The 13,512-nt window shown below is 72.4% G+C and carries 14 protein-coding genes; 3 read left to right on the top strand and 11 right to left on the bottom strand.

What is annotated here, in order from left to right:
- Positions 1-86: 86 nt before the first annotated feature.
- The 7 genes from ABEA15_RS13435 to ABEA15_RS13405 all read right to left on the bottom strand — a co-directional run bounded on the left by ABEA15_RS13435 (position 87) and on the right by ABEA15_RS13405 (position 5,986).
- On the bottom strand, positions 87-1,124 hold the full coding sequence (locus ABEA15_RS13435) for an ABC transporter substrate-binding protein (RefSeq protein ID WP_344146352.1): 1,038 nt from the start codon (positions 1,122-1,124) through the stop codon (positions 87-89).
- Entirely contained in the window at positions 1,121-1,981 is an 861-nt protein-coding gene (locus ABEA15_RS13430) for an ABC transporter permease (protein WP_344146355.1), read from the bottom strand. Before ABEA15_RS13430 ends, ABEA15_RS13435 begins: the two co-directional genes overlap by 4 nt.
- Positions 1,978-2,742, bottom strand: coding sequence for an ABC transporter ATP-binding protein (locus ABEA15_RS13425; RefSeq protein WP_344146358.1), 765 nt, complete (start codon positions 2,740-2,742; stop codon positions 1,978-1,980). The genes ABEA15_RS13430 and ABEA15_RS13425 overlap by 4 nt, the downstream gene beginning before the upstream one ends.
- Positions 2,739-3,389 carry a 4-carboxy-4-hydroxy-2-oxoadipate aldolase/oxaloacetate decarboxylase gene (locus tag ABEA15_RS13420; protein WP_345556889.1) on the bottom strand — a complete coding sequence of 217 codons (651 nt, stop codon included), beginning with the start codon at positions 3,387-3,389 and terminating at the stop codon, positions 2,739-2,741. The genes ABEA15_RS13425 and ABEA15_RS13420 overlap by 4 nt, the downstream gene beginning before the upstream one ends.
- Positions 3,386-4,102 carry a PIG-L deacetylase family protein gene (locus tag ABEA15_RS13415; protein WP_344146364.1) on the bottom strand — a complete coding sequence of 239 codons (717 nt, stop codon included), beginning with the start codon at positions 4,100-4,102 and terminating at the stop codon, positions 3,386-3,388. The genes ABEA15_RS13420 and ABEA15_RS13415 overlap by 4 nt, the downstream gene beginning before the upstream one ends.
- Complete coding sequence (locus ABEA15_RS13410; protein ID WP_345556888.1) at positions 4,099-5,064, bottom strand: DUF6282 family protein; 966 nt, start codon at positions 5,062-5,064, stop codon at positions 4,099-4,101. Before ABEA15_RS13410 ends, ABEA15_RS13415 begins: the two co-directional genes overlap by 4 nt.
- 217 nt (positions 5,065-5,281) lie before the next feature.
- Positions 5,282-5,986: a GntR family transcriptional regulator gene (locus ABEA15_RS13405; protein WP_345556887.1), complete on the bottom strand. Its 705-nt coding sequence runs from the start codon at positions 5,984-5,986 to the stop codon at positions 5,282-5,284.
- A 113-nt stretch (positions 5,987-6,099) separates the two neighbouring features.
- On the opposite strand from ABEA15_RS13405, the gene ABEA15_RS13400 reads away from it, so the two are divergent.
- Complete coding sequence (locus tag ABEA15_RS13400) at positions 6,100-6,888, top strand: NAD(P)-dependent oxidoreductase (protein WP_345556886.1); 789 nt, start codon at positions 6,100-6,102, stop codon at positions 6,886-6,888.
- Positions 6,889-6,933: 45 nt separating this feature from the next.
- On the opposite strand, the gene ABEA15_RS13395 is transcribed toward ABEA15_RS13400, so the two are convergent.
- On the bottom strand, positions 6,934-7,311 hold the full coding sequence (locus ABEA15_RS13395; protein WP_344146376.1) for a VOC family protein: 378 nt from the start codon (positions 7,309-7,311) through the stop codon (positions 6,934-6,936).
- 270 nt (positions 7,312-7,581) lie between these two features.
- Between ABEA15_RS13395 and ABEA15_RS13390 the strand changes: the two genes are divergently transcribed.
- The gene (locus ABEA15_RS13390; protein WP_344146379.1) at positions 7,582-8,418 is read left to right on the top strand and encodes an SAM-dependent methyltransferase; all 837 of its coding nucleotides are present in this window, start codon (positions 7,582-7,584) and stop codon (positions 8,416-8,418) included.
- Between the two features lie 25 nt (positions 8,419-8,443).
- On the opposite strand, the gene ABEA15_RS13385 is transcribed toward ABEA15_RS13390, so the two are convergent.
- Positions 8,444-9,616 (bottom strand): cytochrome P450, encoded by a 1,173-nt coding sequence (locus ABEA15_RS13385; RefSeq protein WP_345556885.1) that lies wholly within the window; start codon positions 9,614-9,616, stop codon positions 8,444-8,446.
- A 100-nt stretch (positions 9,617-9,716) separates the two neighbouring features.
- Between ABEA15_RS13385 and ABEA15_RS13380 the strand changes: the two genes are divergently transcribed.
- Positions 9,717-10,334 (top strand): TetR/AcrR family transcriptional regulator, encoded by a 618-nt coding sequence (locus ABEA15_RS13380; protein WP_345556884.1) that lies wholly within the window; start codon positions 9,717-9,719, stop codon positions 10,332-10,334.
- A gap of 77 nt (positions 10,335-10,411) precedes the next feature.
- On the opposite strand, the gene gdhA is transcribed toward ABEA15_RS13380, so the two are convergent.
- Both gdhA and ABEA15_RS13370 read right to left on the bottom strand, forming a co-directional pair.
- Positions 10,412-11,776, bottom strand: a complete 1,365-nt coding sequence (gene gdhA / locus ABEA15_RS13375) for an NADP-specific glutamate dehydrogenase (RefSeq protein WP_345556883.1) — start codon at positions 11,774-11,776, stop codon at positions 10,412-10,414.
- 683 nt (positions 11,777-12,459) lie between these two features.
- Positions 12,460-13,473 carry an ABC transporter permease subunit gene (locus tag ABEA15_RS13370; protein WP_344146391.1) on the bottom strand — a complete coding sequence of 338 codons (1,014 nt, stop codon included), beginning with the start codon at positions 13,471-13,473 and terminating at the stop codon, positions 12,460-12,462.
- Between the last annotated feature and the right edge of the window lie 39 nt (positions 13,474-13,512).

The following is a 13,512-nucleotide window of genomic DNA, read 5'->3' as shown; positions in this document are numbered from 1 at the left end:
CCGACCGCGCGAACACGACGGCGCCCACCCGCGGACGGTGTTCGCGGATGGGCGCCGTGGGGGCGGGTGAACGGTTCAGGGGCGCTTCACTCGGTGCGCAGGTCCTTGGGGACGATGTCGGTGTAGCCGGGCGGGTCCTCCACCAGGCCGGTGGACTCGTGGAACTCCAGCGCCGCCTCGACCGACTCCTTGGGGAAGCCGATCCCGTCGGGCACCTCCTCCTGCATGATGGGCAGCAGCTCGGCGCGAGCGTCGGCGTCGATGCCCTCCATGTACTCGGCCAGCAGCTTCTCGACCTCCGGGTCCTCGCGGATGTCCTTGTTCGCCCGTTCGATCGCGCGCTGGAAGCCCGCGACCTCCTCGGACTTCTGCTCGCGGACGTCGGCGGTCGTGAAGACGACACCGTGGGCGGTGTGCTCGAACCCGGGGATGTCGCCGCGCGAGGGCGAGATGTAGGCGCTGCCCACGCCGGTGGCGTCGGCCTGCTGTGCGACGGGCTGGAAGAACGACAGCGCGTCGACCTGGCCGGACTCCAGCGCGCCCAGGGCCGCGGGCGGGTCGGCGCCCAGGTTGACCAGCTTGGCGTCGGTGGCCGCCTCCATGCCGTTCTTCTGGAAGAGGTAGGCCACCAGCGCCTCGGTCCCGCTGCCGGGGCCGGTGATGCCGATGTTCTTGCCCTTCAGGGCGTCGATGCGCTCCTCCAGCGGCGCGTCCTGGCCGGGGCCCTCGAAGTCCTCGCCGACGATGATGTCGACGTAGTACTTGTCGACCAGGCTCGCCGTCAGCTCGGTGGAGTCGTCCCTGCCGTAGAGGTTGAGCGCGTCGGTCAGGACGCCGGCGCCCAGGTCGATGCTGCCCGACTGCAGGGCGGCGGCCAGCTTGGCGCCCGTCCCCAGCCGGGGCCGCTCGCCGAGCTCGACGCCCTCGTCCTCGAAGTAGCCGCGCTCCTCGGCGACGTAGAGGGGGAAGAACGCGACGGAGTCGCTGATCTGCCCGACGTTGAGCACGCCTTCGGGAGTGTCCGAGGCACCGCCGGCGCACGCGCTCGTGGCGAACACCAGGGCCGACAGCACTCCTGCCGCAGCGGCCGCGCGCCCTCGGCGCGGCCTGGTCGTGGTTGTCATGTCCGTGCCTCCGCTGGTTTCCACCGGCTCACGCGGTGATCGAGAAGTCCGACGAGGAAGTTGAGGATCGCGGCGATCACGCTGAGCACCACGAGTGTGGCGAACACGCCCGCGGTGTCGAACGTGGCCGCGGAGTTGCTGATCAGATAGCCCAGGCCGCGGTTGGACGCGACCAGCTCGCCGATCACGGCGCCGATCAGTGCGTAGGGGATCGCCACCTTGAGTCCGGTGAGCATCCCGGTCATCGACGCGGGAAGCACCACCTTGAGCGCGATGTCGCGGCGACCGCCGCCCATGAGCCGCACCGCGTCGATGAGACCGCGGTCGACCTCGCGCACGCCGGCGGCGGTGTTGAGGAAGACGAGGAAGAAGACGGTCACCGCCGCGAGCAGGATCTTCATGTCCATCTCGATCCCGAACCAGACGATGAACAGCGGGGCCAGCGCCACCTTCGGTATGGCGTACAGCGCCATGATGAAGGGGTCCAGGACCTTGTAGAAGGTCGGCACGGACGCCAGCACGAACCCGAGCAGCGCGCCGCCGGCGGAGCCGAGCGCGTAGCCGTAGACCACTTCCTGGAGGGTGATCCAGGAGTGCATCCACAGCGTGCCGTCGGCGTTCCAGTCGACCAGGCGGGCCCAGATGTCGGTGGGCCGGCTGGTGAAGCTGGCATCGAAGAGCCGTCCGGCGGCCAGCTGCCAGACCGCGACCAGGGCGACGATCAGCGCGATGCGCGCCGCCCAGATGGAGGTGGTGCGGCCGTTGCGCTCCCACCAGGTGCGCTGCAGCGCTACGACGTCGGCCCGGGACTCGGCCCCGGTCTTCGGTGATTGCGTCGATTCGGTCATGGTGCTCATCTCGCCCCCTCGCGCAGCGCTTCGGTCATCTGCCGGTGCAGCGCGACGAACGCCGGCTCCACGCGCAGCTCGTCGGGATCGCGCGGACGGGGCAGGTCGATCCCGCGGTCGAGCACGCGGCGCCCGCGCAGCCCCAGCACCACGACGCGGTCGCCGAGCAGCAGGGCCTCCTCGATGTCGTGGGTCACGAACACCACCGTCTGCCCGCTGTCCTGCCACAGCCGCAGCAGTTCGGTCTGCAGTTCGAGGCGCAGCTGGGCGTCCAGGGCGCCGAACGGCTCGTCCATCAGCAGGGTCTCGGGGTTGCCGACCAGCATCCGGGCCAGGCTGACCCGGCGCCGCATGCCGCCCGAGAGCTCGCGCGGGTAGTGGTGCTCGAACCCGCTCAGGCCGACGCGCTCGACCAGCTCCATGGCGCGGTCCCGCCGCTCGCGGGCGCCGACACCGCTGATCTCCATGGGCATCTCGACGTTGCGGCGCACGTCCCGCCAGGGCATCAGGGTGTCGCTCTGGGTCAGGTAGCTGATCTCCGTGCGGGGACCGTCGACCGCGCCGCCCTTGTAGGTCACGGTGCCCGATGTGGGCTGCAGCAGCCCGGAGAGCAGGTTGAGGGCGGTGGACTTGCCGCAGCCGCTGCGCCCCAAAATCGTGACGAAGCTGCCCTGCTCCACCTGCAGATCGAAGTCGCGCAGTGCCACGATTCCGGTGTCGTCCTTGACGAACTGCTTCGTCAGGCCCCGTACTTCCAGTAGCGTGCTCATTCTCGCACTCTGCCCGCCGTGTCGTCCTCGGCCCGCAGGCCGTAGGCGTCGTAACTGAGTTCTCCGGAGCGCCAGCGCTCCCGCAGGCCGTCCTCTTTGGCGATCCGCGCGCGGACCGCTTCCACGGTGGCCTCGACCCCGTCCGCCGGCACCGCCGCCGCGCCGTCGTCGTCGAGCAGCACCACGTCGCCGGGTGTGACGCCGGTGCCGCCCAGCCGAACCGGGACGTCGACGGAGCCGCGGACGTCCTTGGTGGCGCCGCGCACCCGCCGCCAGCGCGTCCACACCGGCAGGCCCATCGCGCGCAGGTCGGCGACGTCGCGTACGGAGGCGTCGACCAGCACGCCGGCCGCGCCCCGGACCTTGGCCTGCGTGGCCAGCAGGTCGCCGAACAGCGCCACCGGGCGGGGCTCGGGCATGGTCAGCACCAGGATCTCGCCCGGCTGCAGGCGCGACATCACCTCGTGAACGGCGCGGTTGTCGTCCTGCCCGCACAGCGCGATGCGCGCGGGGCCGGCCACCCGGCTTCCGGGCAGCAGCGGCTCCAGGCCGATGTCGATCAGGCCCGCGCGCCCGGCCGCCTCGTAGACGGTGGCCACACCCGCCTCGGCGAGCTCGGCCACCGCTGCTCGCGTCGCCCCGCTCACAGCGACGCCACCGCATTCGGCAGCAGCCGGTGGAACGCCTCGGCCTGGCGGATGCCGGTGTCGCCGGTGACCTTGCGCGCGTGGTTGCCGCGCTGGTCGGCGCGCTGTCGGTAGTAGTCCTGCAGGTACTGCTGGGCCGCCATGGCCGACATGGCCTCCACCTTCTGCTCGAAAACCGGGGTGATGTCGACGTAAACCGTGGGCACGAACCCGCACAGCTCGGGCTGGTGCGGCTCGAAGACCAGGAACTCCGACGGCGGCGCGGTGCGGAACCCGCTGGCCACCCCCGCGCCGGAGGTCAGCAGCCGGGCCTGGGCCACCGCGGCGTGGGCCGCGGGGTGGTCGGGATTGAAGGGGTCCTTCTCCGGGTGGGTGAGCACCACGTGCGGCGCGAAGTCGCGCATCATCTCGGCCAGGCGGTCGACGGCCTCGGGGCCCACGGTCAGCGGGTAGTCGCCCAGGTCCAGCGCCTCGAAGCGGGCGCCGACCGCGGCCGCGGCCTTCTCGGCCTCGGCGTGGCGGAGGCGCTTGACGTTCTCCTCGGTCTGTCCCGGCTGCTCCCAGAGCTTCCCGGACTCGCCGCGCTCCCCGTAGGACAGCGCGACGACGACGGCCTCACCGCCCGCGGCGGTGTGGCAGGCGACGGCTCCGGCGGCGCGCCAGACGAAGTCGGCGCTGTGGGCGCCCACGACCATCATGCGTCGATTGCTCATCGGGTCCCCTCCTGGGCGGCGGTGGCGGCGCCGGCCCGCTCGCTGTCGGCACCGGCCAGCCACCGGGAGTTGGCCACCGCCATGGTGCGGATCTCGGATTCGGTGAAGCCCTCGGCGAGGAGCCAGTCGGCCAGGATGGCCAGGCCGTCCTCGACCGGGGGGTTGAACGGCTGGCCGAGGTCGCTGGAGAGCACGGAGTTCTCCGGACCGGCCGCGCGGACGTTGTCGACCCAGGTGCGCCACGCGACCTTGCCGGTGTAGGGGGTGGTGAAGCAGCGCTCCAGCAGCACGCCCTGCTCGGCCAGGCGGCGCTGGCGCTCGGCGGCCACGCGCTGGGAGGTGAACTCCGGGTGGGTGACCACCACGCGGCGCACGCCCTCGTCGAGCGCCGCGCGGGTGACGACCTCGATCTCGCCGGTGCTGAGGTGGCCGGTCGCCAGGGTCATGTCGTGCTTGGCGACGACCCGCAGCACCTGCCGCGTGATCTCGCGGACCCCGCCGTCCGCGTCGAGGACCTCGACCGGGTCGGCGGCCATCCCCTCGGCACGCAGCTCGTCCTGGAGCTGCGCCCACATCGGCGGCGTGGCCCCGTCGGGCATGGCCGCGGTGCACTCCCGCTGGTTGGAGCTGTCGACGGTGGGCAGCCACACGACCTGGGCGCCGCCGCGGCCGGCGATGTCGACCGCGATGGGGTTGAGGCCGCCGACCGAGCCGTTGAGCGTGATCGCGCCGACCGCGCGGCACTCGGGCACCGCCGCGTTGACCACGGCGGCGCGCTCGGCGGTGGGGACGTAGTGCGACTTCAGTACGAAACCGGCCAGTCCCACCGCCGCGAAGCGCGGAGCCAGCGCGAGGTCGTCGATCCGCCGCCGCATCACGTCCGGTGCGACGTGGATGTGGGTGTCGTAGGCCCCCGCGACGAGTTCCCGCGCCCGGGGCGATGGCGTCGGATGCTCCGTCATACCGCCTCAAATCAGTGTCGACATAATGACTGAAGAAATTGTTAACAATTTTGATCACACGTGTCAAGGCTCACGTGGTGCGGATCTCCGCTGGTCGAGGCGCCTCGCAGGGCTCTTTGCACATGACAAAGCGCGGCCGCGCGCCCGCCGGAGCGGGCCGCGCGACCGCGCCGCCGCCGGTCCCGGGCCGCCGGAACCCGGGGTCTCGGGCAGGTGCCTACACCCGCAGGCCGCCGCCGGGAGTGACCTCCTTGAGCGCGCCGATGACGCTGCCCAGGTGCGTGCGCATGGCCCGCTCGGCGGCCTCGCAGTCGTGGGACCCGATGGCGTCGATAATCGCCAGGTGCTCGGGCAGCGAGACACCGGGCCGGCCGGGCTGCAGCGACAGCCGGAACTGGTGGCGCACGCTCTGCGCGCGCAGCCGCTCCAGAACCGCGCCCGCGGTGTGCTGGCCGCTCAGCTCGCGGATGCGGCGGTGCAGCAGCTGGTTGGCCTCGGAGTAACCGAGCACGTCGCCCTCGCCGACCAGGCGCTGCATCCGGTCGCCGATCTCGCGCAGCTCGGCCGACTGCGCGTCGTCCACCCGCTCGGCGGCCTTCGCGGCGCACAGGCCCTCCAGCATCATCCGCACCTCGCAGATCTCCACGGCCTCGTCCAGCGAGACCGCGCGGACCCGCGCGCCCCGGTTCTGCTCGCGCTCGACCAGGCCCTCCTCGGTGAGCTGGAGCAGCGCCGAGCGCACCGCGCTGCGGCTGGTACCGAACCGGGCCGAAAGGTCCGCCTCGACGAGGCGCTGCTCGGGCGCGAACTCGCCGCTGGTGATGCCCTCGCGGATCGCCGCGGCGACAGAGCCCCCCGCGCCCCTCTCCCGACTTCCGGCCGTATGCTGCGAGCGCGATCCCCCGCGGTTCGTAGCCACCATCCCTCGCTTCCCGGTGCTCCGCCGGCCCCGATAGCCCATCGGCAATATTGTCGCCAATTTCGTTGTCAGATTACTGTAGACCTGCTTCGACCGACGACTGTGGGGAGCCGACCGTGAGTGGCGAGCAAGCGAGGGACGTCCGGATCGCCGTACTGGGCCTGGGTGAGGCAGGCGGGCTGATCGCCGCCGACCTGCGCGACTCCGGGGTGCGCGTCCAGGGCTACGACCCGGCCAAGCGCGCGCCCGAGGGCGTCGCCGACGCGGCCGACGAGGCGGCGGCCGCCTCCGGGTGCGACCTCGTGCTCAGCGTCAACAGCTCCAAGGCCGCCTTCGACGCGCTGCACAACGGCCTGCCCGGAACCGGCCCCGACACCGTGTGGGCCGACCTGAACACCGCGGCGCCCCAGCTCAAGCGGCGGCTCGCCGAGACCGCGGCCGAGGCGGGCATCGGCTTCGCCGACATCGCCCTGATGACACCGGTCCCCGGGCGCGGCCTGCGCACCCCGATGCTCGCCTCCGGGCCGAGCGCCGCCCGCTGCGCCGAGCTGCTGGGGCCGCTGGGCGCCGGCGTCGAGGTGATGGAGGGGCCGGCCGGTCTGGCCGCCGAGCGCAAGCTGCTGCGCAGCGTCTTCTTCAAGGGGATGGCGGCCGCCGTGGTCGAGGCGCTGGAGGCCGGGCGCGCCGCCGGGTGCGAGGAGTGGCTGCGCGGCAACATCGCCGAGGAGCTGCAGCGCGCCGATGCCGGCACCGTGCAGCGGCTGGTCGAGGGCAGCCGCCTGCACGCCGTCCGCCGCGCCGACGAGATGCAGGCCGCCTCCGACATGCTCACCGACCTGGGCGTTGCGCCGCGGGTCAGCGCCGCGAGCCGGGACCTGCTGCAGGACCTGCAGAACCTCGACTAGGGCCTGCTCGGAACGGGCGCCGCACCCCGTTGCCGACGCGGACAGTCACACCGGGGCGATGCGGGCCTTGAGCAGGCAGAACTCGTTGCCCTCGGGATCGGCGAGGACGTGCCAGGACTCCTCGCCGGTCTGACCCACGTCGGCGGGCACGGCCCCCGCGGCCAGGAGGCGTTCAAGCTCGGCGTCCTGGTCGCGGTCGGTGGCGTTGAGGTCGATGTGCAGCCGGAGGTCCGCCTTCTTCGGCTCGTCGTCGCGGCTGAAAATGATCGTCGGCTGCGGGCCGCCGAACCCTTCCCGCGTCCCGATCTCGACGCAGTCCTCCTCGCGGTCGAGCACGACGAAGTCCAGCACCTCGCACCAGAACCGCGCCAGCGCCTCGGGGTCGCGGCAGGCGAGCACGAGTTCACCGATACGGCATGCCATTGACGGAACCTACTTTCGTCGAGGGGACTTTCGAGAGCCGCGCGGGCCCCAGGGGCTCCCGCGGCGGGAACACGTGGCGACCGTACCGGGCGAGGCGAGCCGGGGCGAGCGAATTTTCCGGCCCTCCCGACCGTGCCGCCGAGGCTGCGCCGCGGGCAAAACTTAGGGCACAGTCCGGAATCGGGCCGCGCGTCGGGTTTGACCGGCGTCACGAGGCGCGAAAAAGTGCGAGACACACCATCACCATCCCCTGAAACCGTGGAGCCACCCTTGAGCGAGCACACTCCCGCATCCGGCGGAGACGCGCCGCCGCCGTCCCTCGACCTCTCGGTGCCGCACTCGGCCCGCGTGTGGAACTACTGGCTGGGCGGCAAGGACAACTACGAGGCCGACCGGGTCGCGGGCGACGGAGTCCTGGCCACCATCCCCGACATCCCCGACGGCGCGCGCGCCGAGCGGGCGTTCCTCACCCGCGTGGTCCGCTACCTCGTCGAGGACGCGGGCATCCGCCAGTTCCTCGACATCGGCACCGGCCTGCCCACCGCTGACAACACCCACGAGGTCGCCCAGCGACTCGCGCCCGAGAGCGCCATCGTCTATGTGGACAACGACCCGCTGGTGATGGTGCACGCCCGCGCACTGCTGACCAGCACGCCCGAGGGCACGACCGACTACATCGAGGCCGACCTGCGCGAGCCCGAGACCATCCTCGCCAAGAGCGCGGAGACCCTCGACTTCGACCGGCCGATCGGGCTGATGCTGCTCGGCGTGGTCAACCACGTCGTCGACGACGCCGAGTCCTACGAGGTCGTGTCGCGGCTCGTCCGGGCGATGCCCCCGGGCAGCCACCTCGTGCTCACGCACTCCACCGCCGAGATCCACGGCGAGCCCATGCGCCAGGTCATGCGCGAGATGAACGAGCGGGGCGGCACCCCGATCTGCGCCCGCGACCAGGGGCAGATCGAGGGCTACTTCGACGGCACCGAACTCCTCGATCCGGGCGTGGTCACCTGCTCGCAGTGGCGACCGCAGGACACCGGGTCGGGCCCTTTCGCCGCCGTCCCCGATCCCGTCTACCTCTTCGGCGGCGTCGGCCGGATCGGCTGAGCGGTGCCCCGGCGGCGGCCGGCTCCTACCAGGTCACGGGCAGCTCCACCAGGCCGCCCGTGACCGCCCGGCCGTCGCAGGACAGCGTGCGGGTCTCCGCGGCCAGGCGCATGCCGGGAAAGCGCGAAACGAGGCCGGCGAAGACGGCGTGCAGCTCGATCCTGGCCAGCGGCGCGCCGATGCAGTACCGGGCGCCGTGGCCGAAGGCCAGGTGGGCGCCCGCGTTGCGGGCGGGGTCGAAGCACTCGGGATCGGGGAACACCGCCGGGTCGTGGTTGGCGGCACCGGTGTCCAGCAGTACCAGTTCACCGGCGTCCACGCGGACTCCGGCGACCTCGAAGGCGGTGCGGGCGTAGCGCGGTATCCCGCCGGAGGGCCTGGCCGGCGCGCGCAGGACCTCCTCGACCGCGCCGTCGATGCGGCCGGGGTCCTCATGCAGGCGCTTCCACAGGCCCGGCTCGGTCAGCAGGTGCAGCGCGCCCAGGCCGATGGCCACGACCGTTGTCTCGTGCCCGGCGAACAGCAGGGACATCCCGAGCATCGCGGCCTCCTCGTCGCCGACGCCCTCGGTGGCGCACAGCCGCGAGAGGACGTCGTCGCCGGGTTCGCGCCGCTTGCGCGCCACCAGCTCCAGCCCGTAGCCGAACAGGTCGGCCAGCCCCTGCTCGGAGCGGGCGCGGTCGCCGGTGTCCGCGGCGGCCCGCGTCCAGGTCCGGAAGCGCTCGCGGTCGGCGACGGGGACGCCGAGCAGCTCGCAGATGACCGCGACGGGCAGCGGGACGGCCAGCGCCCGGTGCAGGTCTGCGGGCGGGCCGCAGCGGTCGAGGTCGTCGAGCAGTTGCGCCGTCAGCTCCGCGACACGCGGGCGCAGGGCCCGCATGCGCTTGGGCGCGAAGTGCGGGCGAAGCAACGCGCGCATGCGAGCGTGGTCGGTCCGCTCGGTGGCGAAGTCGCCGTGAGGGCCGCCGAACAGCACGGAGTCGCCGGTGCGCGCGGCCTCGTCCGGCGCGGGGTGCGAGCGGCCGAGCCTGTCGTCGTCCAGCAGGCTGCGCACGAGCGCGTGGTCGGTGACCAGCCAGGCGTCGTCGCCGACCGCGGTGAGCACCCGGTGGATCGGGCCGCGCTCCTGGAGCTCGCGCCGGACGGGAGGGGCCTCCAGCGGATGGGACTGCTCGAACGGAAGACGTGCGGCGGGCATGCGCCCTCCTCGAAGTCGACGCCAATTTGTATACTGTGCTTTAAACAAAAGCACATGTATACTTAGGAGTCAACAACGAGTTCGCGAGGAGGCGGAGAACGTGACGGACACCCGCAGCGGCGGCGGTTCCGGGCAGGCGGACGACAAGGCGGCCGACCGTGTGCGCCGGATGAATCGCGCCGACCGGCGCGAGCAGATCCTGGACGCCGCCACGCGCGCGTTCGCCCGCAGCGGGTTCGCGGCGACCGGCCTGGACGACGTCGCCGCCGAGGCGGCCATCACCCGCGTGCTGCTCTACCGGCACTTCGACTCCAAGGCCGCCCTCTACCGGGCGGTGCTGGACCGCGCCTGCGAGCGCCTGGCCGAACAGGTGGGGACGGACGGCTTCGGCGACGAGGCGATCCCGGCCCTGCTGGAGGCGGCGGCCGCCGACCCCGACGGGTTCCGGCTGCTGTTCCGCCACGCCTCGCGCGAGCCGGAGTTCCGCGACCTCACCGACGCCCTCGCCGCCGCGTCCGTCGACACCACGCGCAGGAACCTGGCCGGGCGGCTGCCCGAGGGGCCCTGGGCGGAATGGGCGGCCCGACTCATCCCCGCCCTGGCGGTCGAGGCCGTCATCGCCTGGCTGGACACCGGCCGACCCGATCCCGCGGCCGCCGCCGGGCGCATCAGGGCCTCGATCCACGGCGTCATCGCCGCGGCCGCCGGCGCGCCCTAGCCGGCAAGCACGGGTCCGGGCGGCCGCCGCGGCCGGCGCCGGCTCTGCGGTGCCCCGGGGGCTCCGGGGCGCGGGGCTCAGATGACCCCGAGCTCCCGCATGGTGTCGGCGACCTTGACGAAGCCGGCGATGTTGGCGCCCAGCACGTAGTTGCCCGGCGCGCCGTAGGTCTCCGCCGTCTCGCGGCACATGGTGTGGATGTCGGCCATGATCTCCGACAGCCGCCGGTCGGTGTAGTCGAAGTGCCAGGAGTCGCGCGAGGCGTTCTGCTGCATCTCCAGCCCGGAGGTGGCCACACCGCCCGCGTTGGCGGCCTTGCCGGGGCCGAAGGCCACGCCCGCGTCGGAGAACACCTTGACGGCGGCGGGCGTGGTCGGCATGTTCGCGCCCTCGCCCACGGCGGTGACGCCGTTGCCCACCAGGGTCTCGGCCGAGCGGCGGTCCAGCTCGTTCTGCGTGGCGCACGGCAGCGCGATGTCGCAGGGCACGTCCCAGATCGAGCCGCCGTCCACGTGCTTGGCGCGCCCCAGCCGGTCGGCGTACTCGCTGATGCGGCCCGCGCGCGTCTCCTTGATGTCGCGCACGAGGTCGAGGTCGATGCCCGAGTCGTCGACGATGTAGCCGGCCGAGTCGGACATCGCCACGACGGTGCCGCCCAGCTCGGCGGCCTTCTGCGCGGCGTAGACCGCCACGTTGCCGGAGCCCGAGACCACCACCCGGCGGCCGTCGAACCCCTCGCCGCGCTCGCGCAGCATCTCGCCGACGAAGTACACGGTGCCGTAGCCGGTGGCCTCGGTCCGCACCTGCGAACCGCCCCAGTTCAGCCCCTTTCCGGTGAGCACGCCGGACTCGTAGCGGTTGGTGATCCGCTTGTACTGCCCGAACAGGTAGCCGATCTCGCGGCGGCCGACACCGATGTCACCCGCGGGCACGTCGGTGTACTCGCCGATGTGGCGGTGCAGCTCGGTCATGAAGGACTGGCAGAACCGCATGACCTCGGAGTCGGACCTGCCCTTGGGGTCGAAGTCGGACCCGCCCTTGCCGCCCCCGATGGGCAGGCCGGTCAGCGCGTTCTTGAAGATCTGCTCGAAGCCGAGGAACTTGACTATGCCCAGGTCGACCGAGGGGTGGAAGCGCAGGCCGCCCTTGTAGGGGCCGAGGGCCGAGTTGAACTCCACCCGGAAGCCGCGGTTGACGTGGACGTCGCCGCTGTCGTCGGTCCAGGGCACGCGGAAGATGATCTGGCGCTCGGGCTCGCACAGCCGCTCCAGGACCCGGCCGTCGACGTACTCGCCGTGCCGCTCCAGTGCCGGTTCCAGCGACTCCAGCACCTCGTGCACGGCCTGGCGGAACTCGGGCTGGTCGTAGTCGCGCCGCTCGATGTCGGAGAACACCTTCGCGGTCAACCGCAGGCCGTGGTCCTCGGGCGGTCGCGTCGTCATCTCTGCGTCTCCATGATCTTCTCGTCCGGCAGTCGCCGTCGTGCCCTGTGTGCCGGCCGTCCGCCGGCGGGCGTCGCGCCCGGGCGGCGGACGCCGCAGGCCTCGGCCCGCGATGCCCTGATCAACCGCGTCGGGAGGCCCCCGACACTGTACTTCGCCCTCTTCCGACGGTATCGGGCGGGCGCGCGCTGCGCAGGCACCGCGAGCCGCACGCGGCTCCACCCCGGCGGCGCAGCCGCCGGGGGTCGGCGGGACGCGGGCCGGCGGACCGTGCGGCCGAAGCGCGGACCGTTTCGCACAACAGCGCATTCCACGCAGGGCGTTCGGCTTTCCTGTGCGTTATGCCCGTCCTGAATGGCCGACGCCGGCCAGCGGGCGGCGAATGCGATTCCGCTTAGGCATCCGGGCCTGCCAATGGGATGTCCCGCGCGGCTCGCCGGAATCCGGCCGCAGCCGCGCAACGCCGCAGCGCAGCCCCGCGCGGGCCCGACCCCTCGATGCCCTCCCACCCCGGAGCCGCCCACGTGTCCACTGCGGGGGCGGAGTCCATTACCGCGCGCTCCGGTCCGCTGCCGGACTTGTTCACCGGCGGCCCATCGGCGGACCGGCGCATCACGGCGCCGTGCCCGGCCGCCCGGACCCGCGCGCGGCAGGACCGGGCGGCCGGACGCGCGGCGCCCGGCTCAGGCCCGCTTCCAGTTCTTGAGGCTGTCGATGGCCACGGCCAGCACGATGACGGCCCCCTTGATGATGAGCTGATAGAAGTAGGGCACGTTCATCAGCAGCAGCCCGTTGCTGAGCACACCCATGATCATCGCGCCGATCAAGGTCCGCTGGACGGTGCCGATCCCGCCCATCAGGCTCGTACCGCCGAGCACGACGGCGGCGATCGCGTCCAGCTCGTAGGTCTCGCCGGCGGTGGGTTGGCCCGACATCACGCGCGCGGAGAAGATCACGCCGGCCAGCCCGGCGCAGGCGCCCGCGATGACGTAGACCCGCACCAGGGTCCACTTCACCTTGATGCCGGCCAGCCGCGCGGCCTCGGGGTTGCCGCCGATGGCGTAGACCTCGGTGCCGAACCGGGTGTAGCGCAGCACGAACCACAGGACGGCGAAGACGGCGAGCATCAGCACGACGGGCACGGGCACGCCGGCGACGAAGCCGCTGCCCATGAGGCGGAACCCGAGGTCGTCGGCCAGCAGCGGCTGGCCGTCGGTGAGCAGGTAGGCGGTGCCGCGCAGGTAGGTCAGGCCGCCGAGGGTGACGATGAACGCCGGCAGCGCGAGATAGGCGATGAGTGCACCGCTGAGCAGGCCGAACGCGGCCCCCACGGCGATGCCGCCGGCGACGCAGACGACGGCGGGCAGGCCCGATGTCCACAGCAGCACCGAAACGATGCCGCACACCGCCAGGTTGGAGCCCACGGACAGGTCGATGCCGCGGGTGAGGATGACCAGCGTCATCCCCGCGGCCAGGATCGCGTTGATCGAGGCCGCCCGCGCGACGTTGAAGACGTTGGCGAACGTGAGGAAGTTGGGCGCGAGCACCGCCATCAGCACGATCATCAGCACCAGGACGCCGAGGATGCCGTAGCGGTCCCACAGTCTCGCGAACCGCGGCCTTCCCGCTCGCGGAGCGGGGATGTCCGCCGCCTTGGCGACCGGTGCCGTATCGCCGGCACGACTCGTCTCGGTCATAGGTTTCCTTGGTCCTCGAAAAGGTCGGGGGCAGAGGTG

Origin of the sequence: Streptomonospora halophila, assembly GCF_039542725.1 — a bacterium.
GTDB lineage: Bacteria > Actinomycetota > Actinomycetes > Streptosporangiales > Streptosporangiaceae > Streptomonospora > Streptomonospora halophila.
The sequence above is the reverse complement of the archived record's forward strand: the minus strand, read 5'-3'. Positions and strand labels throughout refer to the sequence as shown.

What these genes read in the sequence shown, in the direction of transcription:
- ABEA15_RS13435 (WP_344146352.1), bottom strand. Translation starts at nt 1,124, where the DNA reads ATGACAACCACGACCAGGCCGCGCCGAGGGCGCGCGGCCGCTGCGGCA.
- ABEA15_RS13430 (WP_344146355.1), bottom strand. Translation starts at nt 1,981, where the DNA reads ATGAGCACCATGACCGAATCGACGCAATCACCGAAGACCGGGGCCGAG.
- ABEA15_RS13425 (WP_344146358.1), bottom strand. Translation starts at nt 2,742, where the DNA reads ATGAGCACGCTACTGGAAGTACGGGGCCTGACGAAGCAGTTCGTCAAG.
- ABEA15_RS13415 (WP_344146364.1), bottom strand. Translation starts at nt 4,102, where the DNA reads ATGAGCAATCGACGCATGATGGTCGTGGGCGCCCACAGCGCCGACTTC.
- ABEA15_RS13410 (WP_345556888.1), bottom strand. Translation starts at nt 5,064, where the DNA reads ATGACGGAGCATCCGACGCCATCGCCCCGGGCGCGGGAACTCGTCGCG.
- ABEA15_RS13405 (WP_345556887.1), bottom strand. Translation starts at nt 5,986, where the DNA reads ATGGTGGCTACGAACCGCGGGGGATCGCGCTCGCAGCATACGGCCGGA.
- ABEA15_RS13395 (WP_344146376.1), bottom strand. Translation starts at nt 7,311, where the DNA reads ATGGCATGCCGTATCGGTGAACTCGTGCTCGCCTGCCGCGACCCCGAG.
- ABEA15_RS13385 (WP_345556885.1), bottom strand. Translation starts at nt 9,616, where the DNA reads ATGCCCGCCGCACGTCTTCCGTTCGAGCAGTCCCATCCGCTGGAGGCC.
- gdhA (WP_345556883.1), bottom strand. Translation starts at nt 11,776, where the DNA reads ATGACGACGCGACCGCCCGAGGACCACGGCCTGCGGTTGACCGCGAAG.
- ABEA15_RS13370 (WP_344146391.1), bottom strand. Translation starts at nt 13,473, where the DNA reads ATGACCGAGACGAGTCGTGCCGGCGATACGGCACCGGTCGCCAAGGCG.